The following is a 24335-nucleotide window of genomic DNA, read 5'->3' as shown; positions in this document are numbered from 1 at the left end:
TATGCAACTTTATTTTGGTCAAAAGTGATTTTGTTTTTGTTTCTTTGTAAGTATTTTATCAAAAAAATAAAGGTTGATTATTTATGGGGAGATTAAACGGGGATATTACGACTAGCCCGTCGACTGATTTTTTTAAGTCAAATGTATTGGGACAGCGTTCAGGGCTCTTTGTCCTTTTCTTTACTGAAATGTGGGAACGTTTTTCGTTCTACGGGATGCGTGTACTCTTAATGCAGTTTTTAACTGCTGCAGTTATTCAAGGTAGTCCTTTCTCGGGATGGTCCTGGACTGCACAACAAGCTGGAGCACTTTATGGTACCTATGCCATGATGCTCTATTTAACTCCTATTATAGGAGGGATTATAGCGGATAAATATATTGGATCACGTAAAGCTGTGATCATCGGTTCGGCGATTATGACGCTTGGCCATGCTGCCATGGCCTTTGATACTTCGATTATGTTTTTCCTTGGTTTAGTGTGTCTAGTTATCGGAACGGGTTTCTTCAAGCCTAACATGCCATCTATCTTAGGTGAGATGTATAAAGATCTGCCAGAAAAAAAGGACGGCGCTTATACCATATTTTATATGGGGGTCAATGCCGGCGCTTTCTTTGGTATGATGCTATGTGGATATATTGCCGAAACTTATGGCTGGCATTGGGGATTCGGTTTGGCTGGTATCTTTATGCTTTTGGGAACACTGCAGTTTGTTTTTGCAAAACCACTCATGGGAAATCTTGGTGTTTTAAATAAGTCCACCTCTGGGGAGCATAAAGTTATCGCTGAGGATACGGATACAAGGAATCCATTTACCATACGGGATTATGTATTGATCGCGATAGTTTCTATTATTGGTTTTGTATACGCTTTTAATGACCCTTTATCGAAGAATGGTATTGTTGATGTATTTTCTCGTTTGGATACGCCATTTCTAAGAGGGCAGTATATAATGGTCATTGTGGCGTTGATTCTTTTCATATATCTTATTGTTACACGGATTATGCGTTATGATAAGGTTGTAAGGGATCGGATGTTCGCAGTTGTGCTGTTGGCTTTTTTCTTGGTCTTCTTTTTTATGAGCTTTGAGCAGGGGGCAACTTCATTAGTTCTTGTGGCTAGAGATAATATTGACAGATCACTTACTGGTGCTGCATTAACAACCTTTAATGTGGTAAATGGTTTATTGACGATTGTACCGCTTTCGATTATTTCTTGGGTTCTGATTAAATTGGCAAAAGTAACCTGGAACAAAATTGCCATTTCAAATATCGTATTATTTATCTGTTTTGGGTTGATTTGGGGAGCAGTAATCTGGATGTTGTACAATGAGTTCAATAAAGAAGCATCAGAAATCAAAGTTTCTTGGTTCTCTATCTTAAACTCATTTTTTATTATTGCACTTGCCTCTTCGGTATCCAAAATTTGGGAGTCGAAGTATAATCCATCAGCAGCCTTTAAATATGGCTTTGGTCTGATTTTGGTTGCGATAGGATTTTTCATTATTGGATTAGGATCAATAGGAATAAGCCAGGGTGCTAAAATCTCGATGGTATTTTTGGTGCTGACCTATTTGTTCCATACATTGGGTGAATTATTTATTTCACCTGTAGGCCTCTCTTATGTATCGAAATTGGTGCCGGCTCGCATGCTCGCATTTATGTTTGGAATCTGGTATTTGGCGATTGCTATTGCACAGAAGGTTGCAGCGGTATTGGGGGGACAAGTGGAGACCATTCAAGAGGAACACTCCTTGAGTTACTTCTTCTTCTTATTTACAGCAATTCCTGCCTTAGCAGGCCTGTTAGTAATGCTGTTTAATCCATTGATTAAACGATTGATGCACGGAATTAAATAACAAATATATAAGCTTCTTTTACGAAAGAAGCTTTTTTGATTAATATAAATTAGTATGGAGGTTAGTACAAGGGAATCGCTAGAAGAGATTCAAAATTTTGACGGAAAGTACCCAAAGCAAATCTGGAGTTTGTTTTTTTCCGAGATGTGGGAAAGATTCTGTTTCTATGGTATGCGCGGTATGTTGGTGTTCTTTATGATCACACAATTAAACTTTGCTGAAAAGGATGCCAATTTACAATATGGAGCGACACAGGCATTTGTTTATGCGTTTACATTCATAGGTGGGCTGTTTGCAGACAAAATTCTTGGTTTTAGAAAATCTTTATTTTGGGGTGGCTTATTGATGATCGTAGGGAGCTTATTTCTTGCTGCAGATCCGCATAAGTATTTCTTTTTTGGTTTATCATTTATCATAATAGGTACCGGTTTTTTTAAACCCAACATATCGACGATGGTAGGCGAGCTGTATAAAAAAGGTGATGTTCGTCGTGATGGTGGTTTTTCGTTGTTTTATGCGGGAATAAATTTAGGTGCATTCTTAGGCGGATATATCTGTGTTGCGATCGGTAAAGGATATATGCTGACGTCAATTATTTCAGAGGCACAGCGTTGGAATGTTGCTTTTGGTCTGGCGGCGGTAGGAATGTTGGTTAGTTTGGTGAATTTTCATTTCACTAAAAGACATTTGGGGCCAATTGGACTTCAGCCGGGTAACCCTGATGCGATTGTAAAAACAAAGGCATTACCAAAATGGGTAGAATATGCTGTATATATTGCCACGTTGATTTTTATCCCTATTATTCAGATCATGGTGTCAAAAACGCAGTATACAGACTATTTTATGTACACAATTGGCCCATTGACGCTGTTGTATCTTTTCTATGAAATGTCTAAAGTGACTGCTGAAGAGCGGAAGAAATTAATTGCTGCCCTGGTGTTTATTCTTTTCTCGATTATCTTTTGGGGAATATATGAGCAAAGTGGCGGTTCCTTAAGCATCTTTGCTGCTAAGCATTTGAATGATTCTTTATTGGGCGTTATGACGCTCGATCCAAATGGTGTTAACAATTCAGGTGGAGCGTTATTTATTATTGCATTAGCACCTCTTTTTGGCCTTTTTTGGATTTGGCTGGGCAAGCGTAAACTTGAGCCAAATACCATTATTAAGTTTGGTCTTGGTTTTGTTTTCTTGGGATTAGGTTATTATGTTCTATTTGCTACGCGTTTATTCGCTCACGATGGTATGACCTCATTGGATGTCTTTACCCTTGCGCTGCTTGTTATTACCGTTGGGGAGCTTTGTCTATCACCAATTGGTCTTTCCATTATGACGAAATTGTCTCCGGCGAGATTGCAAGGTATCATGATGGGAATGTGGTTCTTGGCGAGTGCTTACGGTCAGTATGTAGCAGGTTTGATCGGGGCTAGTATGGCCGAAGCTAAGGAAGGAAGTTCATTGGCGGATAAATTGGTGACTTATACGGAGAGTTATAAACAATTAGGCTTATATTCTTTGATTGCTGGTGTGGTGCTTATAGCCTTGTCGCCTGTTGTGCGTAAATTGATGGGTAACGTGAAATAAGCGTTAATAATTTTGACACAGTAAAGTTATTCTTTCAACATAAAAAAAGCTTGATTATTAAATCAAGCTTTTTTTTATATCAATAAATCCATTTGAATTTATAATCTTTTTCTGGAACCTTCATCCGATCAGCCAGTCTAGCCAAACGATCGGGTAGTTTTAGTAGATAATCTCTCGCTTTCTCGCCTTTATCATTCAGGCCAGTAACTTGATCTATTTTCCACTCACTATTCAGCTCTTTCAAGATATCCACGTAGTCCAAAGCAGTATATACTCCCAATCGTTGTGCCGCGTCCGAGAAATGTGCAAATGCTTCTCCTTGGGGCTCGCCTGCTTCTCTTAAGAACTGGGCTGGCATAACGATTTTTTTACGCATCATATCCTCAAATGCAATCATGACTTCACTCGGGTCTACTGTGATTGCTTTTGAAATAAAAGACATATAGGCTTTGGCATGGCGTGCTTCATCAGATGCGATGACACCACACATTTTTGCCAAAAGTTTATCACCGCTTTTTTTAGAAAGCCCAGATACACGACGGTGGGAAACGTTGGTTGCCAATTCCTGGAATGAAGTATAAATAAAATTCCGGTAAGGGTCTGCACCAGTACCGATATCAAAACCGTCTTGAATAAGATATTGCGTAGACATTTCAAATTGACGCATGTCTATTCTACCTGACAAATAAAGGTATTTGTTCAACAGGTCACCGTGGCGGTTTTCTTCAGCCGTCCAAGCGCGTACCCATTTCATCCATCCACCTTGTTCGTTTTTGTCAACATCTTCTACCATGGTCAACCATGATTCGTACGTTGGAAGGGCCTCTTCGGTGATGGTGTCTCCAACTAATACTGCGACCAAATCATAAGAGAGTTCTTTTGCACTTTCCTGCAACTCTTTTACTTCCTCAAAAAAAGTGTCCCTAGAAGAATCTGGAAGAAAATCGGCAGGTTGCCACATATCTTCAACAGGCTTCAGGTATTCGCTCATCTCATTGAGCATGAACGGTTCCAAATAGGCCATCACTTCTTTACGTGAGCCTTCTGGTAAATTTAGAGGTAATTCTTGCATATCATTACAAAGGTAACTAAATAGCATCAATAAATTATAAAAGCGAACTATAATTGTTTAAAATGCCAAAAATTACTTTTTTGGCTGAGGATACCTTGGAAAACCGACATTGATAATGACATAAAAAACAGATTGGCCAGCCTGTATTCGATAAAATACTATTAACTTTGTATAAATTATTTAGACGACGTTGGAAAAATTTAATATAGATAAAATACGTGCCGATTTTCCGATTCTGAAGAGAGAGGTCAATGGTAAACCATTGGTTTATTTGGATAACGGCGCGACAACACAGAAGCCGAGTTCTGTTATCAATTCGATTGTACATTATTATACAGATATGAATAGTAATGTGCATCGGGGCGTACATTATCTTAGTCAGATATCGACGGACGCTTTTGAGGTGACTCGGAAAAAAGTTCAGGCTTTCATCAATGCTGCTGAAGATAAGGAAATCATTATCACCAAAGGAACAACAGATGGAATTAATCTGATTGCAACTTGTTATGGCAGAGCTTTTATCCACGAAGGTGATGAGATTATTATCTCAGCGATGGAACACCATTCTAATATTGTGCCTTGGCAGATGCTTTGTGATGAAAAGGGCTGTAAAATTCGGGTTATTCCGATGAATGATAAAGGTGAGCTCGATATGGATGCCTACAGCAATTTGTTTAATGAGAAAACCAAATTAGTTGCTGTAACCTATGTTTCAAACTCCCTCGGGACAATCAATCCTGTGAGCGAGATGATTTCAATTGCTCACCGACATGGTGCTGTTGTGTTAGTTGATGCTGCACAGGCGGTTCAACATATACAGATTGATGTTCAAAAGCTTGATGTAGATTTTTTGGTATTCTCCGGGCATAAAATGTACGGCCCTACTGGAGTTGGGGTGTTATACGGTAAAGAGGACTTATTGAACGCGATGCCGCCTTATCAGGGGGGTGGAGATATGATTAAAGAGGTTACTTTTGAAAAAACGACCTATAACGAACTGCCCTTTAAATTTGAAGCCGGTACGCCCAATATTGAGGCCGGTATCTGTTTGAACGAGGCTATCGATTATATCAATTCAATAGGTCTGGAAAATATCGAGGCCTACGAACACGATTTGTTGCAGTACGCTACGGAGAAGTTGGCTGAAATTCCAGGTATGCGGTTTATCGGAACGGCCGAGAAGAAATGTTCCGTTATTTCATTTGTAATTGACGGCACGCATCCTTATGACGTTGGTGTGATCTTGGATAAATTAGGAATCGCTGTGCGTACAGGCCACCATTGTGCCCAACCTGTCATGGATAGGTTCGGTATCCCGGGAACTATTCGTGCTTCTTTAGCCGTATATAATACAAAAGAGGAAATAGATATTTTGGTCGCCGGTATCCAACGCGCGGTCAATATGTTGGTTTAATAAAAAATAGGTATGACCATTAATGAAATACAGGATGAATTAATTGAGGATTTTGCTTTCTTTACGGATTGGATGGAAAAATATGAGTACATCATCCAGCTGGGAAAAGAAGTGCCTCTAATTGATGAACAATACAAAACAGATGAATATATCATCAAAGGATGTCAGTCCAAAGTATGGCTTTTCCCGGAAATAAAGGACGGAAAAGTGTATTTTACGGCAGATAGCGATGCGATTATCACAAAAGGCTTGGTGAGTTTAATGGTCAAAGTGCTATCTGGACATAGCGCCAAGGAGATCGTTGATGCCGATTTATATTTTGTAGATAAAATAGGGTTAAAAGAACATTTGTCACCGACAAGGGCAAATGGTTTGCTATCCATGATTAAACAGATGAAATTGTACGCATTGGCATTGCAAGTGAAAGCTTAAAAGGGGATTATTCATCCCCTTTTCTTAATACTATTTTACATAGCTCTTATCCTCAGCTTGAGGTTCCTCTTGAAATTATCCTATGAGCTCCTGAATAATGATTTTTTTCATTTTCATGAGCGCTTCATTCGCCCCCGGTCGCTGTAGTAATGTTGCAATTTGTTCGGGTACGATCTGCCAGCTTACGCCGAATTCGTCTTTACACCAGCCACACATGCTCTCTTTACCTTTTTTCGTGATATTATTCCAGAAATAATCAATTTCCTGCTGATCTTTACAGAGGATAGTGAGTGAAATACCTTCGTTAAACGTGAAAGTTTGAGGAACTCCGCTATCCATTGCCATGAGCGTAAAATCCCGGACTAAAAATTGGGTATGTTGGATTGATCCGATATATTCACCTGCTGTGTATTTCATGATACCATTGCTTCGAAAATCATGAAATAATTCTGCATAAAATGCTAAAGCCTGTTCGCAATTTCCCTGTTGCTCTCCGCAATACATTAAGGTTGGTACAATTGCCTGTTGGTTGGTGTCGCTTAGTTTACCGAGGTATAATTGCCAATTGACACCAAACTTGTCGGCCAGCCAGCCGTAGTAAGGGCTCCAAGGGTAGGAGTTTAGTGGCATTAAGGTATTGCCGCCCTCAGAAAGTGAATTCCAGATACGGTCAATTTCCTCTTTGCTTTCGCAAATGGCCATAAATGATATGGAGGGGTTGGGTTTGAATATGGGACCTCCATTTATTCCAATAAATTTTACACCGTTTAGGACAGCTTCAACAACGATGGGAGAGCTATTACTAATACGGCTTTCGGGGAAGATACGACAGTAAAGATCAAAGGCTTCCTGCGCGTTTTGATTGAACCAAATGGATGGGATAATTGAATTATTCATCATTTTCTTTTTGTTTTAGCGTTCACCTATTTGTATTTGTCGTTCAAGCCCTTTTTAGCGAGGACCAACGGCTTAATTTTTTCAAGACGGGATTCTTTCGTTTTTTCTTGCTTGGCCTCATCGATGTACGCGATGTATTCTTTCTGTTTTCCTGGTGTTAAAGCCCGGAAACTTTCCCCGAAGGTCGGATCTGCCTGTAGCGCTTCTAATAATAGGCCAGTGGGGGGCTTCGCTGGAGATTTCGTTGGTTTGAGCTCTTTTCCCTCGTCAATGGTTTGGATGGATTCTTGGATATAGGCGGCTATTTTTTCGACATCCATATCCATAACGTCTTCAAAGCGCCATTGTCGTAATGCTTTCGTTTTTCCTTCGGAAGCACTGATGAGATGTTTATCCTGATCGGCTAAGAATACACCATTATAAAACCAAAGGGAAAAGAAATTTTTAAAGCCGCCCCAACCGATGACATTTTTTCCTTTATGAGTATAGATGTAACTCCCCCATTTGAATTCCTTTTTTAAGGAAGTTTGCCGGATGATTTGCTGCATGAGTTCTTCGGCCTCCTGCCAGTTCCCTCGGCTTTGGTACCAGTTAGGGCCTTGTTTGTCTTTAAGCTTATCAATATTAAAATTGACAATATCGGTAATTATTTGTGTTGGAATCGGTTGATCCAAGGGGATTTGTATCGCACCTTTTGTGGTTTTAAAATTTTTGAGTTCTGTAGCGAAGTGTGCAATAGCAGCTGGTCCTGGATAGAGGCCCAAATGGTTTTTGTTCATCGCAAAATGGATGATATTACCCTTGTATCTGAAGGTCGGCATTTGATAAGAGATCGTTTCATCTGCAGAAGGAGGGACTAAGCCAGCAATAAGCTGTCTCACCTTGATCAGATATTCTTTTTTCTCCTCTTCAAATTGATTGATATATTCGTCTATTGTTGCGATGCTCGTTGCCATAATTTGTGTTATTCTTTGATTCTCGTATACTTATTTTCAATAAACTGTATCGTTTCGGACATAAGCTGATGGAGTATCTCGATATTGATGTCGCTTAATTTCTTGATGTATATGCAGGCTTTGCCTATTTTGAATTTCCCTAGCTGATCGACCAAATGTCGGTGCTCATCGGCGCCGGTAAATACATAAAGGGAGATTGCTGATTTTCGGGGACTAAATCCGATCAAAGGAGCATAGCCTTCATGCCCACTTGCATAGGTATAATGATAGTTTCCAAATCCGATGATAGTTGGTCCGTACATTTTAGCCGGCTCACCCGTTGTGGTTTCCATAAGTTGTATTAGTGTTGCACTATCGATTTGTTTTTGTGGGTCGTCAACTGTTTTTATAAAGTCTTGGACAGATGCTTCGGTATATGCCGTTTTATTTTTTGCCATGTATAGTTGAAGTCTTTGCCGGATATTCGGATAACTTTAATTGGAATATATTGTGTTTGAAGTAATTCGATGAGCAGCTATTTTTAGATAGCACTATTTTTGGAACATAAAATCGAAAGCTCCAGTTCTCAGATTGATATCATATTCTAGATAGGCTTTCATACACGCTAAAAAGTTGGCCCAACCTTCTGTTTGTCGCATCATAATCAGAATTCCATCTGCATCGTTGTTCATTTCGTGTTCTGTAATCTTTATGACCGTCGCGTTTTCTCCGAATGTGGATAGTGTGATTTCTACCAGTTGATTGGGAAGTCCCCCGCTCCAGTCAAAAGAGATATAAGAATTGGGGCTGATGGTTTTTCCTGTCACGGGAAAACTGTCGGGAAATTCTGGAAATGTCCATTCTACCGTTTTATCTGTCTCTAGACGTCCAGTTGAAGATTTTATAAAATAGTGATTCATTTTATTAGGATCTACAATGGCCTCAAAAACTTCGTTGATTGGTTTCTGAATTTGGATGCTGGCTTTGGCGGTTAGTTTTTCCATATTAATTTAAAGTTTTAGACAAATATTCAATAAATACAGATAGCTTGTATCTGATTTTGTTAAAAATATTAAAAGATCTTTTGGTGACCATGGAGCAATCTATTGCTTAGATCACTGTTTATTTATTTTAAGATGTATATACGATATAAACATCCTATTAAAGAATAGGTTTTCTTTTTTGGGACTCGGATCAATATTTCCCCTAAAACGAACGAATTGTACACTTATAAAATGTAGTTTTAGATTATTTTTGATTATAGTTAAAATCGATCCTATATTCCTTCCATTAGGTCGCCAGGAACGATAATTCAATAAATTTAGAAAGGGTGTCTGTCTGAAATCTTTCAGGTTGGATTTGCCATCTTCATAAAACCAAAGTTATGTTTAAAATCAAGTGTTTTTTTCTTTTTATACTTTCTTCGGGAATATTGTTTTCGAGCGCACAGATTAAAAATGTAAATGAGGGCAATGAGGCTTCAAATATGTTTAATGATGCGACAGCACGTGATAAAAATGCGATTGTTGAAGCAGAAACTGGTTGGTGGAAACAAGCTGCATTAACTCGTGAACAACGCCTAGAAAAATGGAAGGTAGCCTCATTTGGGATGTTTGTTCATTGGGGTGTTTATTCTCAATATGGAAATATTTGGAAGGGGAGGCCGGGAGGGGGCTATGCGGAGCATCTGATGCGTGTGATGAAAATCCCACGTACTGAATACCTTGATTCTGCACGTAGATTTAATCCTTTAAAGTTTGATGCAGAGGAATGGGTATTGTTGGCAAAAAATGCAGGGATGAGATATTTTATCATCACGGCTAAGCATCATGATGGCTTTGCGATGTACCCTTCCGCATTTTCAAGTGATTATTCATTGTCAAGCACCGCATTTAAAAGGGACCCATTGGCGGAATTAGCAGTAGCCTGCCATAAACATGGGCTTTTGTTTGGATTCTATTACTCGCATGCTTTTGATTGGGAGCATCCGGATGCTCCGGGCAATGACTGGGATTACAGTAATCCAGGTGGGGATAAATTGTTGGGTGGTACAAATTGGTTTGACAAACATCCCGAATGGTTGACAAAGGCCAGGCATTATGTGGATCAAAAGGCGATTCCACAGATTGAGGAGCTTATTCAGCGCTATCATCCGGATTTGTTGTGGTTTGATACACCTCATAAGTTGCCGCTATCTGAAAACCTGAGAATTTTAAAAGCTATTCGAACAGCAGATCCGAATATCATAGTCAATGGTCGATTGGCCCGTACAGAGGAAAAGAATTATGGCGATTATCTGAATACGGCAGATCGACCTGAGGAGTATTATCCAGTTGCTTCTGGCGCTTATTGGGAGGCCATACCAACTACAAATGAATCTTATGGCTATTCGTCGACCGATAAGAGCCATAAACCGACCGCTCATTTTATCAAACTCTTAGCGAAGGCTAGGGCCATGGGTGGGAATATTCTAATGAATATTGGCCCAAAAGGTGACGGAAGCATCGACAGTGCTGACGTCGCAATTTTAAAGAGGTTAGGTCACTGGATGCGGGGGAGTAGTGAAAGTGTCATTGCTGTTGGACCATCTCGTTTACCTCGTCAGCCCTGGGGAGTCATTACACAGCGTAAAAATACCCTGTATTTACACGTTTTCGAACGTCCTCTACGGAATGATCTTATTGTCGGCGGACTGATTGCTAAGGTTAATTCTGTTTCGTTACTGTCGGGAGAAACGATCAGAAAATACAGATCCGAAAAAGATGGACTGCATATTCCTATAGATCAAATTACGTCTCAGGAGGATGACCTGGTTGTGGTGGTGCAATTGAAGGATACGATAACGAATCCAATAAATCCTGATTTAATGTATGTGGATCATAATATCAATAAAAACCGGCTACTGACCTTTTATGCAAAACAGATAGGTAGTCCGATGAAGTTTGGAGATGGTAAAAGGAATCGCTACTATGTGACGGGGTGGACTAGTTTAAATCAGGGTTTGAGATGGGAAACGAATGTGTTAAATGGCGGACGCTTCAAGGTGGCTATCCGGTATGTGAAAGATGTTGCAGGTACGGGAGGGAAGCTCGGCTTAAATTTAGGGGGGAAGAATACGGATTTTACAATAGATCCGTCGTCTGCTGTCAGTTTGCATGACAATCAACTTGAATTGGGTACGGTGCTATTACCAAAGGGCAAGCAAGTGATTGAATTACGTGCCCATACTATAGCGGGGGGCGAAATGGTGAAGTTTTTGGAAGTCATATTACTGCCCGAATAATTTGTATTGAGATCGGTGAGCATCTGTCGATCCTTTGTTTAAATCTATCTCGGTTTAATTTCCTCTAAGTCTCGCATACCAACTTATACCTAATAACAATTTTCAATCAATTTTTAGACAGTGATTGCTCAGTGATTATTCAGTCTATACTGAACTATCACTGAGCAATCACTGAACGAGCACTGAACAAGCACTGTAATAAAAGCGAATTTCGTCCCTACTTGATCCTAATTTGTGCAGCTAAAAATTAAAAAAGAAAAGGACTACGCTTAGATAACAAAACGATCGTTATTGTGGGGTAATAGAACATTTTGGGATGTAGATTAACATGTTCCGATCAAACCCTATCTACACTTCTTTCGGGTTCAAATACCGATAAAGCAAAAAAAGCTAATCGTAAGATTAGCTTTTCTTTTGTGATCCCGCTGGGATTCGAACCCAGGACCCATACATTAAAAGTGTATTGCTCTACCAGCTGAGCTACGGAATCCTTTCTGTTTTTGAAAGTGATGCAAAGGTAGAAAAATAAGTTATTTGCGCAAAATGTTTTTGTCTTTTTTATTGATTAAAGTTGTAACTATTTAAAAATTACCGAATTATTTTTTATTAAAAAAGTCTTTTAGAAACTTGTGGATAGGATTGATTTGTATGGAGGCTGTTTTTTGGAACGAGGAGGTGTATTTTTAATGCAGGATAACCATAAAAAAAGTCAGCTAACTGCTGACTTTTTTATTTTTTAGGGTTGTATTGCTAACATTATTCAGTTACCACACCCATTTTGCTAAACTTATCAATTCTTTCAGTAACTAATGTATCGCTATCTTTAGCCGTCAATTCAGCAAGATCTTTCAACAGCTGGCTTTTTAGATTAGCCGCTGCTGCCGCGGGATCTTGGTGAGCACCACCTAGCGGTTCAGGGATAATACCATCAATCAAGCCGTTGCCCAACATGTCTTCTGAAGTCAATTTTAATGCCTCAGCGGCTTTTTCTTTATGATCCCAGCTTCTCCATAGGATAGAAGAACAAGATTCAGGCGATATGACCGAATACCAGGTATGTTCCATCATGTAGACTCTGTTTCCAACGCCAATACCCAAAGCTCCACCTGAAGCTCCTTCACCAATAACAACGCAAATGATTGGAACTTTCAATACAGCCATCTCCATGAGGTTGCGTGCAATCGCTTCACCCTGTCCGCGTTCTTCAGCTTCAAGTCCTGGATAAGCACCCATCGTATCAATTAAAGTGATCACAGGTTTATTGAACTTTTCAGCCATTTTCATTAAACGTAGGGCCTTTCGGTAGCCTTCAGGATTGGCCATTCCAAAGTTGTGGTATTGACGCTCTTTGGTGTTTTTACCTTTTTGATGACCGATGATCATAACGGCATTACCATCAATAGAAGCCATACCACCGACAATCGCTTTATCATCCTTAACGGTTCTGTCACCATGCAACTCGATAAATTCGTCGCAGATAGCTTCTATATAATCATAAGTCTGAGGGCGATCCGGATGGCGTGACATTTGAACGTTCTGCCAGCCTGTTAAATTGCCGTATATTTCTTTTTCAGTAGAAGCAAGCTTTTCTTCAAGCTCACGAACGGTTGCGCTCATGTCAACTTGAGTTTTTTCGGCAACTTGAGTTACCTTTTCAATTTGCAATTGCAAGTCTGCAATTGGCTTTTCAAAATCAAACGTGGTTTTCATATATCTATTTTATGAAAATATTCAGAGGGCTAATTTAGCGCATTTTTTCTGAAATTAAAATTAGGGAGGATAATATCATTGGAATTCCTTTGTTACATTTGCGTTATAATCGTACTGGTGGCTTAGTTTTTGATTGTAGGCCTGTGAAAAATGTTGACTTATGCTGAAAAAATATTTTTACTTTCTTTTGTTACTGATCTTACCTACACTTGTTCGATCAGAAAGTTATCCTGAGGTTTTATTTGACAATAGTGTTATCAACGGGAGTTATGCTAAGAGTATCGCTCATTATACTGGTGAATCATGGATCCAAAATGTGAGCTATAGCCTACCGGTTTCCGATAGTTTGTTTTTTACGCCAGGCAATTCGCTTTCTTTGCGGTACGTTTCTTCTCCTAATGGTAAATGGGAGGCAAGTATTTTAAACGATAAACAGAAATTTCCCTATTTAATTGCTAAGGATGATCAGCTAACTTTTAAGCTTTTTATTCAAAGCAATACTGAAAAGGGACAATTGCCAAAAGTCACCTTACAGCAAAATGATACAAGGACAAATGCTGTGGATATCGCAAATTATATCGATGATTTTGCTTATGATACCTGGCTTAATGTTTCCATTCCAGTCGCCAAATGTGTAGGAATTTCATTAGGGAAGCCTGTTTCGGCTTTAATTCTTGAACAGAATGGAACTGCACTGCAGACAAATCAATTATTTATCGATCAAATAGAGTTTTTGCCCAAAAACTATCCAAAGGTAAGACTGTCATCAGCAGCTATCTTATCTAAGATCAGTTCCGTGGATAAACAAGTCGAGTTGGTCTGGCAATTGCCGCTAACACCAAGTATTCGCTACGTGAAAATCTATCGTTCGGAAGATAAACTCAATTTTCAGCCGATAGCAATTTTACCCATCTATGTACAGAAGTCGCTAGATAGGGTAAATGAATATAACAAATCTTATTATTATAAGATCGCTTGGGTAGACTATAATTATGTTGAATCTCCTTTTTCTGAGGTTAGGGAGGTACAGACAAAAAAAGGTACGGATACGGAGATGTTGAATTTTATCCGGAATGCTCATGTAAATTATTTTATAGACAACTATGATGTGAATAGTGGTATGTTTCTGCCTGATCGAGGCAATAGGCAGGCTATTGTATCTACAAATGAAACTGGCTATGCGATCTTGGGCCTACTTGTGGCAGGAGAGAATAACTTGATCTCGCGACAAGCTCTTTTAGTCAGGTTAACACGGATTGTAAAATTTTTGAGCAGTGCACAACAACATCAAGGGGTCTTTACAGCGCTTTACGATGGCCGGTCGGGGGTGCCTTATTATCGCGATTCAATTCCAACGTACGATTTGCGCGGAACCTCCCATATCATGGAATCGCTTTTAATCGCCCGGCAATATTTTTCTAAAGAAGATCCCGAGGAACAGACGTTGAGAAATAATATTACGAAGCTCTGGGAACGCATAAATTGGAACTATTTTACCGACGCACAGAATCCTGATGTACTCTGGAATAAGTGGTCGCCTGTAGACAGTACAGCTAGATCGAGGCCTTTGGGGGGATTTAACGAGAGTTTGGGTACCTATTTACTAGCGATGTCTTCACCTACCCACCCTTTAGCTATTTCAGCTTATATCAATGGATTTGCAACCAAACATCAAGGCAACGAATTGTATTTTGGGGATGACTCCAGTGATTTGGCTCCTGAACTCAAAATGAAATTAAATGATTCTTTGGCGCTTTCAATAAGTGCAAACCCTTTAATTGGCGATAGGGGAAATGCCGGAATTTCGATCTACTCCGACGACAAAGTTATTTTTGCCAAGAGTATTGCAGGCGGCAGTTTAAATGAATCATTGATGTCTGTCTATCGTCCCTTTTTGATTATGGATCCTAAAGGGAAAGTAGATGACTTTGTAGATTACAAAAAATATTTATCGAATTATATTCTTGCCTATAAACGGAGAGATAATGAAATGAGTATAGGGACACGATTTACCGATATTTGGGGAGTGGAAAATGTGGAAGATACCTATCAGGGGTATTTGGTGAATCCTGCAATAGCTATTGCAGCTTACCCATTTGAAAAGGAGATTGGTCTAAAAGCATTACGTAAATTTTACGAAGAATACGCTGATGTGTTATTTACACAATATGGTTTCAGAAGCTGGATTGATATTAAAAACAACGATGTTTCTGAAAGTTATCGTGCGAGGAATCAGGCAACGATTGCTGTGATGATCGAGAATGCAAATTCAGGCATGATTTGGAAATTGTATGAGAATATTCCTGAGGTAAAAAAGACTTTAGAAAAAGTATATACCAAGAAATAGATTTGTTACGTTAGATATGACGTAGAAGGGATGTCATATTGGACTTTTTTCGCTATATTTACTTGCTTAAATCGATATTAAATACGTTAGAAACGACATGCTTAGAAAAATTAATTTGGGAATTTTAACCTTATGTGCAAGTTTATCGTTATTTTCCTGTAAACAACAAGCTATTGTAGTCAATCCAGGTGCAGTTGTAACAAAAGATGGAACTGATGATGGTTTGAAAAATGTGAAGAAGGATTTTAATGACGCGAAAAGAACTGATGAAGGGATTAAGTTTAGTATATCGTCTGATTTATTGTTTCCAACAAACTCTTCTTACCTATCTGAGAAGGCAAAAACTGAAGTTAGTAAATTGGCGTTGATCTTGAAGGAAAGTAATAATAAGATCAAAGTTGATGGGTATACTGATGCTACAGGTACTGTTGAGTATAATCAGTGGCTTTCCGATAAAAGAGCGGCGTCTGTTAAGAAGTTCTTGGTAGATTCTGGGGTTGCTGAATCGCGCATCACGGCAAAAGGTTTCGGTCAATCAAATCCAGTTGGAGATAATAAAAGTCCGGAAGGACGTCAAAAAAATAGAAGAGTGGAAGTTACTATTTTAGATAAAAAATAGTTTATCAGACCAATTCTTAATATAAAAAAAGCGAGATATTTAAGATATCTCGCTTTTTTTATGCAGTTATATGGCGGTTTTACACCGCTGTATATGGTCTCCCAAAACAAGGTGTTTTAAAACAGGAGACATCGGAATGGGGCCTGTTCTGCAGAAATTGTTTTCGATAAAATCCGGGCCTAAGACAAATAGCGTTGAAAAAGATGAATTTAGAGGAAGAAAATAATAGACAGAAGCCAATTTTTCGGGAAGCCATGTGGTTTTGGTTTGAGTTAGGTTGGATAAGTTTTGGTGGAACAACCGGCCATGTGACCATTATGCACGATTTTTTGGTCGAAAAAAAAAGATGGGTAAGTAACAGGAAGTTTTTTCAGGCACTTAATGCATGTATGTTGTTGCCGGGACCGGAAGCGCATCAATTGACGATTTATTTAGGATGGAAGTTGCACGGCATAAAAGGTGGTGTGTTGGCCGGGGTATTTTTTATTGTTCCCTCACTTCTTATTATATGCGGACTCAGTACACTATATGCGCACTATGGCAACACCGCATTGCTTATTGCTTTATTTTCGGGTTTAAAACCTGCAGTTCTTGCGATCATTATATTTGCAACCTTTCGGGTGGGGCAGAAATCTCTTGTCAGTACATGGCATTATTTGGTAGCATTGGCCGCTTTTCTTCTATCGTATTTTGCTGGGGTTCCAATGCCCTGGATTATTATGGGTGTGATCGCTGTTGGTCTATTACTATATGCAATCTTGTCAAAAACTTCCAAAATTGATGCTAATCGTGAAAATGAAGACAAGCAGTTCGAATCTACTTATTATGTCAATACGCTCGAAACACTTCCTTCGGTATCCTACCGTCGTATTTCTCTTCAGGTGTTGCTGTTTTTCTTACTATGGTTGATTCCGTTGAGCATTTTGCTGTTTTTTACCATCGACACGGAATTTTGGAAGACACTTTCTTTTTTATTTACAAAGTCTGCGTATTTGACGATTGGAGGTTCTTATACAGTCATTCCCTATGTTGCAGCTCTTGTGACAGAGAAATTGTTTTGGCTTTCGAAGAGCCAGATGATCGATGGATTTGCTCTTGCAGAGACGACCCCGGGGCCTTTAGTGGTTGTTTTGGCCTATGTTGGTTTTATGGCTGGCTTCAATCATTTTCATCAGTCCTATTCCATGGCCGCAATAGGTTTGATCACTACAGCATATTTTACCTTTTTGCCAAACTTTGCCTTGATTTTTGTTGGGGCACCACTGATTGAACGGACCCAAAAAAATACATGTATACAATTTATCCTATCTTTAGTGACTGCATCCGTAGTTGGTGTAATCGTTAATTTAGCCTGTTATTTAGGTATAGGGATTCTATTTCCAAGTGGTGTCAGTTCTTGGTATGCCATTGAGCCGATGGCTCTGGTTTGGGTGCTATTTTCACTTTTTCTTTTATTCAAGTATAAAATAGGCATGTTGAAACTTATATTGTTGAGTTTGGCCTACGGCTTTCTCTTATTTTTATGGCGATAAAATAAAATGTCCATTGGCTGATGAGCTTCGCAAGCAAGTTTATTAAAGATTGAAGGGCGTTTTGTGAATTTGATAGGGCCATTCGAGGTAATATACGCGCATAAACAAGAAAAGCCCATCGTTAGATGAGCTTTCTTGTACCTAGGGCGGGAATCGAACCCGCACTCCCTTAACGGGAACAGGATTTTAAGTCCTGCGTGTCTACCAGTTCCACCACCTAGGCAGGTGAGCGAAAAACGAGATTCGAACTCGCGACCCCAACCTTGGCAAGGTTGTGCTCTACCAGCTGAGCTATTTTCGCATTGGAATTTTATTTCAATTTTTAAAAGAACCTTGCGTTCCTTTTTGGTGATGCAAATATAGAGCGAAAATTCAATATTGCAAAATATTTATTTACTTTCTTTCTGTGTTTTTTATAACTCCTTTGAATTCAGTGTAGAAAAAATTAAATCACTTTCAAATCCGCGGGATAGTGCAAACTGATAAACTTTGTTTTTAACTGCATAGTGGTTCTTACCACTAATTTCACGGAGTTTTTTGTCAATGATATGATTTAAGATTTGTTCATATTCATCTGGATCGATTTGCTTAAATGCAATTTTTATCAATTGTTCGGATACCCTTTTTGCTTTGAGTGCCTGCTTGATTTTTACTTTACCCCAGCCTTTCATGCGGAGTTTTCCGTTACAGTAGGCAATAGCAAAGCGTTCTTCATTTAAAAAATTATCGCTGATCAAATTGGCCAATACATTTTCGACTTCTACTTCATTCAGTCCCCAGCTGTAGAGCTTATCGCGTACTTCTTGCTGTGCGCGTTCTTGATAGACGCAATAGCTTTCCGCTTTCAACTGCGCCTGATGCTGCGTTAATATCTTCTTGTTTCTTTTTTCTTCGTCAAACATATTGTCAAAATTTCAAAAATAATATGAAATAACTAAAAAAATGTTCAGTTTTGACACAATCAAAATATATCAGGAGAATGTACAAAATATCGGAAATCGCCCAGATTTTACATCCCAATCGCACATTTATCACGGATCCCAATTCTTTTGTCCAGCATTTATTTTATGACAGCCGTAAAATTGCTCAGGCGGACAACGGGATTTTTTTTGCACTTCAGAAGAACAGAGATGGTCATCGGTATATCCGGGAAGCCTACGAAAAAGGAGTTCGTAATTTTGTGCTTCAGGCCGATGAGGGACAGGAAATGGAGCTTTTGGAAGCTAATATTCTTTGGGTAGCGGATAGTTTAGTTGCTATGCAGGAGCTGGCAACTTTTCATCGTCAGAAATTTGATTCTCCTGTCATTGGAATTACTGGGAGCAATGGCAAAACGATTGTAAAAGAGTGGCTTTTCCAGCTTATGTCTCCTGAATATAAGATTTACCGAAGTCCTAAGAGCTATAATTCTCAACTTGGTGTGGCGTTGTCCTTGTGGGGGTTATCCGATCAGTATAATCTTGCGCTAATCGAAGCGGGGATTTCAGAAAAGGGGGAAATGCTGCGCCTTGAGCAGATGATAAAACCAACTATAGGACTATTGACCAACATCGGTGTTGCCCATAAAGCTGGTTTTAAATCTAAGGAGGAAAAGATTTATGAAAAGCTCGAGCTTTTTAAAAATGTTGAAACCATGATTTTTCCAAACAGTTACCTCGAAAATATTCAATTGCCTTATAGGCCACGAAAATTTTCTTGGGGGCTTGATGAGGGCCTTTCTTTGGAAGTGTATTCCATCAAACAGGTTAACGACCGATTTACTATGGTCACGTTCTATTATACCGGTCGCACCTTTGCTGTTGAAGTGCCGTTTGTGGATAAAGGAAATGTTGAGAACGCGATAAATTGTGTAGCGGTGATGCTACGTTTTGGTTATGAAAATGAAGTGATCGCATCGAGGATTAAAGAGTTGCAGCCAGTGGCGATGCGTCTTGAGTTAAAAAAAGGAAAAAAGAATAGCTCAATTATCGATGACTCGTATAGTAATGATCTAGATGCGCTGCAGATAGCCCTGGAGTTTTTAAATCAGCAAGGACAGCATCCGTTCAAGATGTTGATATTGTCGGATATCCCTGGTGTCCATATCGAAGATGAAAAAAGTTTGTCCAAGCTGAAACGTTTGCTTCGTGAGTATCGTTTGGATAAATTGATATTGATAGGTGAAGTGTTGCCTAAAGTGGCAGCACAATTTGAAGTGCCTTCTATTTCATATAGCGATACAACTGCTTTCTTGGCCGATATTAGGTCGCTTTCTTTTGAAAATGCCACGGTATTATTGAAAGGAGGACGTGAGTTTCATTTTGAACGTATCAGTCAGCTTTTAGTTGCAAAATCGCATGATACCGTGCTTGAAATCAATTTGAATGCACTCGAGAATAATTTGAACGTATATCGACAGCTCCTGCCGAAACAAGTGAAACTGATGACCATGGTCAAAGCTTTTTCTTATGGTAGTGGAAGCTTCGAGATCGCAAATCTTTTGCAATTCAATCGGGTGGATTATCTGACGGTTGCTTTTGCGGATGAGGGAGTTGATTTGCGTGGTGCAGGCATAAAATTACCTATTGTAGTGATGAGTCCTGATGAAAGTTCTTTTGAGTCCATTGTTCAGTATAACCTTGAACCGGAAATTTATAGCTTTAGAATATTGTTCTCCTTTTTGAATTTTCTGAAAACGAAACAAATAGCTTCTTTTCCGATTCATATTAAGATAGATACAGGTATGCATCGGTTGGGTTTTATGCCTGACGAGGTCGATCGTTTAATAGCTGTGTTAGGTGCGGAAGCGGTTTTAGAGGTTAAATCTGCATTTTCCCACTTAGCGTCTGCAGGTAATGAAAAGGATCGGGAATTTACACAGCGACAAATTGATCTGCTGGATGAGTTTACAAAGCGTCTCGAAAGTGGTATAGGATATTCTTTTCTACGTCATATTGCAGCAACATCGGGTATTGAATTGTGGCCGAATGCGTATTTTGATATGGTGAGGTTGGGGATAGGTCTCTATGGTATCGATATTGAGCGCCATGATTTACCCATTAGGGAGGCGAGTACCTTGAAAACGAATGTGACACAAATTAAATACCTCCCAGCAGGTGAAACCGTAGGTTATAATAGGCACGGCGTCCTGTATAGAGACAGTAAGATTGCGACAATTAAAATTGGTTATGCAGACGGTTACGATAGGCGTTTTGGTAACGGTGTCGGTAAAATGTTGATAAACGGTTTTTTAGTCCCTACTATAGGTGATATATGTATGGATATGTGTATGTTGGACGTAACGGATGTGGAAGTTGGAGAGGAAGATGAAGTTATCGTTTACCCTGATATAAAGTCAGCGGCGAAGACTATAGGGACGATTCCCTATGAACTGCTGACGAGTATTTCCCAACGCGTAAAAAGAGTATATTTTTATGAATAATAAAGGATATTCTGCATTTTTGAATAATATTTGATTTTCAATTCATGTTTAGCAAATTAATCAGAGGATTTATTAATTATTTGATACGAGGTGTCCTGGTAGTGGTTCCTCTAGCTGGTGCAATTTTTTTAATAGTTTGGATTGTTGCATCAGTTGATTCGGCATTGAATCTAACTGAACATTTTTTGGAGGATGATAGGGGGCACCCCTTGTATATTCCAGGAATAGGTATTCTGACCGTTATTTTGGTATTGGTTCTGGCGGGGCTTATTTTTACAAATTTTGTGACAGACCCCATTAAAGTGTGGATTAATCATCAGATCCAGCGGATTCCACTTTTAAATACATTATATTCTTCGATTAAAGATTTTACGGAGGCCTTTGTTGGTGATGCAAAGAAATTTAATGAACCTGTCCTGGTGACGGTGAATGAGTTTGGTCTGAAAAAGATAGGTTTCTTAACGCAGCATGATTTAAAAAGCATTGGGCTTGAAGAAGAAGTTATGGTGTATTTTCCATATTCCTACTCTTTTGCAGGGCAGGTTGTCATTATCAGTGCAGATAAGGTGAAAAAATTAGATATGTCTCCAACAGATGCCATGAAACTCGTTGTTTCCGGTGGTGTGAGCGGGATAGCCCATTAGTCGGCTTTCATATCGGTTAAGTAAAAATGCTGGAAGTCGTTGTATGATTTCCAGCATTTTTATTTTTGCCTATTGTGTCTTTCAACGTGTGCGACTTTTTCAATTTATACGTCCACGTTGTTATCGGTTCAGGATATTGTTATTGATTTTTTTTCTGTCCTAAAGTCGGATTTACTGGTGGGATTGGAATATAGCCGTCATCGCCAGGTACTTTTGGAAATTCGTGATTTTCCCATTTTTCGCGCGCTATTTTTAAAGTTTCAATGTCTGAAGCGACGAAGTTCCAGTCGATATATCGTTGTTCAGGAAAAGGTTCACCACCAAAAATGTAAACTGAAGTACCCGCCTTCATTTCGAATTCACATAGTTTTGCATCCTTGGCAACTAAAATCTGTTTTGGACCGAATTCCTGGCCTTCCGCATGAACAGTTCCATGAAGGATATATAATCCACTTTCGCCATATAGGTAATCGCCCAGTTTGATGGTCGCATCTTGTTCTGCTTTGATTTCAATAAGATATAATGGACTATATACCGGAACCTCGGAACGATGGTTTTTAATTTCACCTGCAATTAAACGATAAGATACACCCTCTTCGGTCCAATGTGGAAGCTGTGGTTCTTCTATGTGAACAAAATTAGGTTCCATTTTTTCGAGTTCTTTTGGTAGGGCCACCCAAATCTGCAGCCCATGTAGGTCGTGCGGGGTAGATCTCAGCTGTTCGGGAGTTCTTTCGGAATGTGTGACACCCTTACCTGCCGTCATCCAATTGACTGCTCCAGGTTTGATCTCCACGGCATTTCCTAAGCTGTCACGGTGCATAATGCTACCTTCGAATAGATAAGTCAATGTGGATAACCCGATATGCGGATGTGGTGCAATATCCATAAAGTGCGGTTCGGCAATGTTATCAGGTCCCATGTGGTCGATAAAAATAAAAGGGCCGACCATACGTTTCTGCCTGAAAGGCAGAAGTCGCCCAACTAAGAAATTGCCTATGTCAGCGGCTCTTTCTTCAATAACTATTGCAATATTTGACATAATGTTTCCTTATTTTTGTGTTTCTAATCTACAGCAATTTAAGAAATGTCGAGTATAATCAATCGTTTTTTGGGTAAAAAGAGTGTAAGAAATGAAGAGCTTTTAGCACTGGCGGATAGGTTGTCTTTTAGGAACAGTCAGCTGGACAGTTTTTTGATAGGGCATTTTATACAACGTGACAAAATAGATTCAGCGGACTATTTTGCTTTTCAAGAGCAGTTGCTTAAGCTTCATGTTGACCGATTTGAGGCTATGCAGGTGGAGCTTAACTTGTTGAACCAATATTTGCAGTTGGCTGAGCGTTTTCTTCCAGCAGGTTTTTCAGTCAAATGGGAAAATAAGCTACAGTTTCAGGATGAAATTATGTTGCCGTCGCTTATTCTTTTTCCTGTGGTACAGCATGCTGTTGAAAATGGTTATAATACGATGTCTTCTCATCCAGTTCGGATCCGGTTATCGGGCTCATCCAAACTGATTATGCTGGAAGTTAGCTATCGCGTGAACCATTACCTGGAAAGTCAGTTTAGTAGCACATTGATACGTGATTTTCGACACCGATTGGACTATCTTTTTCCGGAAAAACATAATTTGCTGATGAATAGCAACAGCAATACTTCTCGAATAACTTTAACTATCCAACTTTAGATGATATTGAAGTGTTTTAATGCATTCCAGATACCATTTTCATCAACGCTGTCTGTTATATAATCTGCAATTTCTTTTACCTCGGGATTTGCATTACCCATAGCAATTCCAATATGGGTGTGCGCTAGCATTGTAATATCATTTCCGCCGTCGCCAAATGACATGGTTTCTTCCAAGCTGAAGTTGAAATGATCTAAAAAAACATCTATTCCAATTTTTTTGCTTTGCCCCATCGGATTGACATCAGCAAAAACGGGCGTCCATCTCGACGCAACTGAATTTGGCATCACATTTTCCATAAATTCAGCTTCTTCTTCAGGATTGATGAAAACATTGACCTGCATAACTGAGTCAAGATCAAAATCCTTTTCGTAATCCCGAACTGGTGGGGTGGGGACATTGACCTGCTGGTACATTTGGAATACCTCCGGTGTAACCTGGTTCAAGGAAATTTCTTTTTCAGACATGAATGAAAAAGTCAGGTCTTCACGCTTTTTAGCATAATCCAATAAGGAGCGAATGTCTTTTTGAGGAATGTTATTTTTATAAATTACGTCCTGTTCCTTCGTGACGCAATACCCGCCATTGAAGGTGATATATCCATCAAAATCGAGGTAACGAATATGCCCCAGCTGATTGTAGGATCTTCCTGTTGAAACAAATACCTTGATGTTTTTTTCTTTTAATAATTGAAATGCTTGTTGAGTAGATTCGGGAACTTGATGTGTTTTGAAACTTAGCAAAGTTCCATCGATGTCAAAAAAGATAGCTTTAATCATGGATTTTTGGGTCAAAATCAAATATACTAAATACTTGGGATAGTGTAACTATTACAATATTAAATTTGAGGTGTTTTATCGCCCATAGGCTTATCTCGTTTTTAATTGTATTGAGGATAAGTA

Annotated in this window: 20 protein-coding genes and 3 tRNA genes; 11 read left to right on the top strand and 12 right to left on the bottom strand. The window is 39.2% G+C overall.

What is annotated here, in order from left to right; translation table 11 throughout:
* Nucleotides 1-83: 83 nt before the first annotated feature.
* Both CBM24_RS22450 and CBM24_RS22445 read left to right on the top strand, forming a co-directional pair.
* On the top strand, nt 84-1856 hold the full coding sequence (locus CBM24_RS22450; protein WP_088162803.1) for a peptide MFS transporter: 1773 nt from the start codon (nt 84-86) through the stop codon (nt 1854-1856).
* A gap of 54 nt (nt 1857-1910) precedes the next feature.
* Nucleotides 1911-3440, top strand: a complete 1530-nt coding sequence (locus tag CBM24_RS22445; RefSeq protein ID WP_088162802.1) for a peptide MFS transporter — start codon at nt 1911-1913, stop codon at nt 3438-3440.
* A 79-nt stretch (nt 3441-3519) separates the two neighbouring features.
* On the opposite strand, the gene CBM24_RS22440 is transcribed toward CBM24_RS22445, so the two are convergent.
* Nucleotides 3520-4512, bottom strand: a complete 993-nt coding sequence (locus CBM24_RS22440; RefSeq protein WP_075994021.1) for an acyl-ACP desaturase — start codon at nt 4510-4512, stop codon at nt 3520-3522.
* A 190-nt stretch (nt 4513-4702) separates the two neighbouring features.
* Here CBM24_RS22440 and CBM24_RS22435 point away from each other — a divergent pair, with 190 nt between their 5' ends.
* Both CBM24_RS22435 and CBM24_RS22430 read left to right on the top strand, forming a co-directional pair.
* Complete coding sequence (locus CBM24_RS22435) at nt 4703-5926, top strand: cysteine desulfurase (RefSeq protein ID WP_088162801.1); 1224 nt, start codon at nt 4703-4705, stop codon at nt 5924-5926.
* A 12-nt stretch (nt 5927-5938) separates the two neighbouring features.
* Nucleotides 5939-6358 carry a SufE family protein gene (locus tag CBM24_RS22430; RefSeq protein WP_075994020.1) on the top strand — a complete coding sequence of 140 codons (420 nt, stop codon included), beginning with the start codon at nt 5939-5941 and terminating at the stop codon, nt 6356-6358.
* Between the two features lie 75 nt (nt 6359-6433).
* Here the strand turns inward: CBM24_RS22430 and CBM24_RS22425 are convergent, their stop codons facing one another.
* The 4 genes from CBM24_RS22425 to CBM24_RS22405 all read right to left on the bottom strand — a co-directional run bounded on the left by CBM24_RS22425 (nt 6434) and on the right by CBM24_RS22405 (nt 9194).
* A complete protein-coding gene (locus CBM24_RS22425) occupies nt 6434-7258 on the bottom strand; it encodes a VOC family protein (protein ID WP_088162800.1) in 825 nt (274 codons plus the stop codon).
* Between the two features lie 23 nt (nt 7259-7281).
* Nucleotides 7282-8211 carry a DUF1801 domain-containing protein gene (locus tag CBM24_RS27635; protein ID WP_198385982.1) on the bottom strand — a complete coding sequence of 310 codons (930 nt, stop codon included), beginning with the start codon at nt 8209-8211 and terminating at the stop codon, nt 7282-7284.
* Between the two features lie 8 nt (nt 8212-8219).
* The gene (locus tag CBM24_RS22410) at nt 8220-8648 is read right to left on the bottom strand and encodes a DUF1801 domain-containing protein (RefSeq protein ID WP_088162799.1); all 429 of its coding nucleotides are present in this window, start codon (nt 8646-8648) and stop codon (nt 8220-8222) included.
* Between the two features lie 93 nt (nt 8649-8741).
* Nucleotides 8742-9194 carry an SRPBCC domain-containing protein gene (locus CBM24_RS22405; protein ID WP_075994018.1) on the bottom strand — a complete coding sequence of 151 codons (453 nt, stop codon included), beginning with the start codon at nt 9192-9194 and terminating at the stop codon, nt 8742-8744.
* Nucleotides 9195-9574: 380 nt separating this feature from the next.
* On the opposite strand from CBM24_RS22405, the gene CBM24_RS22400 reads away from it, so the two are divergent.
* Entirely contained in the window at nt 9575-11473 is a 1899-nt protein-coding gene (locus tag CBM24_RS22400; RefSeq protein WP_088162798.1) for an alpha-L-fucosidase, read from the top strand.
* Nucleotides 11474-11890: 417 nt separating this feature from the next.
* Here the strand turns inward: CBM24_RS22400 and CBM24_RS22395 are convergent.
* Both CBM24_RS22395 and CBM24_RS22390 read right to left on the bottom strand, forming a co-directional pair.
* Nucleotides 11891-11963, bottom strand: a tRNA-Lys gene (locus tag CBM24_RS22395).
* Between the two features lie 266 nt (nt 11964-12229).
* Nucleotides 12230-13183 carry an acetyl-CoA carboxylase carboxyltransferase subunit alpha gene (locus CBM24_RS22390; protein ID WP_046671762.1) on the bottom strand — a complete coding sequence of 318 codons (954 nt, stop codon included), beginning with the start codon at nt 13181-13183 and terminating at the stop codon, nt 12230-12232.
* A 160-nt stretch (nt 13184-13343) separates the two neighbouring features.
* Here CBM24_RS22390 and CBM24_RS22385 point away from each other — a divergent pair, with 160 nt between their 5' ends.
* From CBM24_RS22385 to chrA, 3 genes are all read left to right on the top strand, one after another.
* The gene (locus tag CBM24_RS22385; RefSeq protein ID WP_088162797.1) at nt 13344-15530 is read left to right on the top strand and encodes a glucoamylase family protein; all 2187 of its coding nucleotides are present in this window, start codon (nt 13344-13346) and stop codon (nt 15528-15530) included.
* Between the two features lie 97 nt (nt 15531-15627).
* Complete coding sequence (locus tag CBM24_RS22380) at nt 15628-16149, top strand: OmpA family protein (protein ID WP_075994015.1); 522 nt, start codon at nt 15628-15630, stop codon at nt 16147-16149.
* Between the two features lie 203 nt (nt 16150-16352).
* The gene (chrA, locus tag CBM24_RS22375; protein WP_088163739.1) at nt 16353-17681 is read left to right on the top strand and encodes a chromate efflux transporter; all 1329 of its coding nucleotides are present in this window, start codon (nt 16353-16355) and stop codon (nt 17679-17681) included.
* A 138-nt stretch (nt 17682-17819) separates the two neighbouring features.
* On the opposite strand, the gene CBM24_RS22370 is transcribed toward chrA, so the two are convergent.
* The 3 genes from CBM24_RS22370 to CBM24_RS22360 all read right to left on the bottom strand — a co-directional run bounded on the left by CBM24_RS22370 (nt 17820) and on the right by CBM24_RS22360 (nt 18583).
* A tRNA-Leu gene (locus CBM24_RS22370) sits at nt 17820-17904 on the bottom strand.
* A gap of 5 nt (nt 17905-17909) precedes the next feature.
* A tRNA-Gly gene (locus CBM24_RS22365) sits at nt 17910-17982 on the bottom strand.
* Between the two features lie 112 nt (nt 17983-18094).
* Nucleotides 18095-18583 (bottom strand): regulatory protein RecX, encoded by a 489-nt coding sequence (locus tag CBM24_RS22360; RefSeq protein ID WP_088162796.1) that lies wholly within the window; start codon nt 18581-18583, stop codon nt 18095-18097.
* Nucleotides 18584-18660: 77 nt separating this feature from the next.
* Between CBM24_RS22360 and CBM24_RS22355 the strand changes: the two genes are divergently transcribed.
* On the top strand, nt 18661-21102 hold the full coding sequence (locus CBM24_RS22355) for a bifunctional UDP-N-acetylmuramoyl-tripeptide:D-alanyl-D-alanine ligase/alanine racemase (protein ID WP_088162795.1): 2442 nt from the start codon (nt 18661-18663) through the stop codon (nt 21100-21102).
* Between the two features lie 44 nt (nt 21103-21146).
* The gene (locus tag CBM24_RS22350; protein WP_088162794.1) at nt 21147-21746 is read left to right on the top strand and encodes a DUF502 domain-containing protein; all 600 of its coding nucleotides are present in this window, start codon (nt 21147-21149) and stop codon (nt 21744-21746) included.
* A 139-nt stretch (nt 21747-21885) separates the two neighbouring features.
* Here CBM24_RS22350 and CBM24_RS22345 read toward each other — a convergent pair whose 3' ends face one another.
* On the bottom strand, nt 21886-22788 hold the full coding sequence (locus CBM24_RS22345) for a pirin family protein (RefSeq protein ID WP_088162793.1): 903 nt from the start codon (nt 22786-22788) through the stop codon (nt 21886-21888).
* Between the two features lie 45 nt (nt 22789-22833).
* On the opposite strand from CBM24_RS22345, the gene CBM24_RS22340 reads away from it, so the two are divergent.
* Nucleotides 22834-23433, top strand: coding sequence for a hypothetical protein (locus CBM24_RS22340; RefSeq protein ID WP_088162792.1), 600 nt, complete (start codon nt 22834-22836; stop codon nt 23431-23433).
* On the opposite strand, the gene CBM24_RS22335 is transcribed toward CBM24_RS22340, so the two are convergent.
* Nucleotides 23430-24212 carry a Cof-type HAD-IIB family hydrolase gene (locus CBM24_RS22335; RefSeq protein WP_088162791.1) on the bottom strand — a complete coding sequence of 261 codons (783 nt, stop codon included), beginning with the start codon at nt 24210-24212 and terminating at the stop codon, nt 23430-23432. The two genes, CBM24_RS22340 and CBM24_RS22335, sit on opposite strands and share 4 nt — an antisense overlap.
* Nucleotides 24213-24335: the final 123 nt, after the last annotated feature.

The sequence above is a fragment of the Sphingobacterium sp. G1-14 genome (genome assembly GCF_002196555.1).
Taxonomy (GTDB): Bacteria; Bacteroidota; Bacteroidia; order Sphingobacteriales; family Sphingobacteriaceae; genus Sphingobacterium; species Sphingobacterium siyangense.
The sequence above is the reverse complement of the archived record's forward strand: the minus strand, read 5'-3'. Positions and strand labels throughout refer to the sequence as shown.

Excerpts from the sequence above, each read along its gene's own strand:
- CBM24_RS22450 (WP_088162803.1), top strand. The coding sequence starts at position 84 with ATGGGGAGATTAAACGGGGATATTACGACTAGCCCGTCGACTGATTTT.
- CBM24_RS22445 (WP_088162802.1), top strand. The coding sequence starts at position 1,911 with ATGGAGGTTAGTACAAGGGAATCGCTAGAAGAGATTCAAAATTTTGAC.
- CBM24_RS22440 (WP_075994021.1), bottom strand. The coding sequence starts at position 4,512 with ATGCAAGAATTACCTCTAAATTTACCAGAAGGCTCACGTAAAGAAGTG.
- CBM24_RS22430 (WP_075994020.1), top strand. The coding sequence starts at position 5,939 with ATGACCATTAATGAAATACAGGATGAATTAATTGAGGATTTTGCTTTC.
- CBM24_RS22425 (WP_088162800.1), bottom strand. The coding sequence starts at position 7,258 with ATGATGAATAATTCAATTATCCCATCCATTTGGTTCAATCAAAACGCG.
- CBM24_RS27635 (WP_198385982.1), bottom strand. The coding sequence starts at position 8,211 with ATGGCAACGAGCATCGCAACAATAGACGAATATATCAATCAATTTGAA.
- CBM24_RS22410 (WP_088162799.1), bottom strand. The coding sequence starts at position 8,648 with ATGGCAAAAAATAAAACGGCATATACCGAAGCATCTGTCCAAGACTTT.
- CBM24_RS22405 (WP_075994018.1), bottom strand. The coding sequence starts at position 9,194 with ATGGAAAAACTAACCGCCAAAGCCAGCATCCAAATTCAGAAACCAATC.
- CBM24_RS22400 (WP_088162798.1), top strand. The coding sequence starts at position 9,575 with ATGTTTAAAATCAAGTGTTTTTTTCTTTTTATACTTTCTTCGGGAATA.
- CBM24_RS22390 (WP_046671762.1), bottom strand. The coding sequence starts at position 13,183 with ATGAAAACCACGTTTGATTTTGAAAAGCCAATTGCAGACTTGCAATTG.
- CBM24_RS22385 (WP_088162797.1), top strand. The coding sequence starts at position 13,344 with ATGCTGAAAAAATATTTTTACTTTCTTTTGTTACTGATCTTACCTACA.
- CBM24_RS22380 (WP_075994015.1), top strand. The coding sequence starts at position 15,628 with ATGCTTAGAAAAATTAATTTGGGAATTTTAACCTTATGTGCAAGTTTA.
- chrA (WP_088163739.1), top strand. The coding sequence starts at position 16,353 with ATGAATTTAGAGGAAGAAAATAATAGACAGAAGCCAATTTTTCGGGAA.
- CBM24_RS22360 (WP_088162796.1), bottom strand. The coding sequence starts at position 18,583 with ATGTTTGACGAAGAAAAAAGAAACAAGAAGATATTAACGCAGCATCAG.
- CBM24_RS22355 (WP_088162795.1), top strand. The coding sequence starts at position 18,661 with ATGTACAAAATATCGGAAATCGCCCAGATTTTACATCCCAATCGCACA.
- CBM24_RS22350 (WP_088162794.1), top strand. The coding sequence starts at position 21,147 with ATGTTTAGCAAATTAATCAGAGGATTTATTAATTATTTGATACGAGGT.
- CBM24_RS22345 (WP_088162793.1), bottom strand. The coding sequence starts at position 22,788 with ATGTCAAATATTGCAATAGTTATTGAAGAAAGAGCCGCTGACATAGGC.
- CBM24_RS22340 (WP_088162792.1), top strand. The coding sequence starts at position 22,834 with ATGTCGAGTATAATCAATCGTTTTTTGGGTAAAAAGAGTGTAAGAAAT.
- CBM24_RS22335 (WP_088162791.1), bottom strand. The coding sequence starts at position 24,212 with ATGATTAAAGCTATCTTTTTTGACATCGATGGAACTTTGCTAAGTTTC.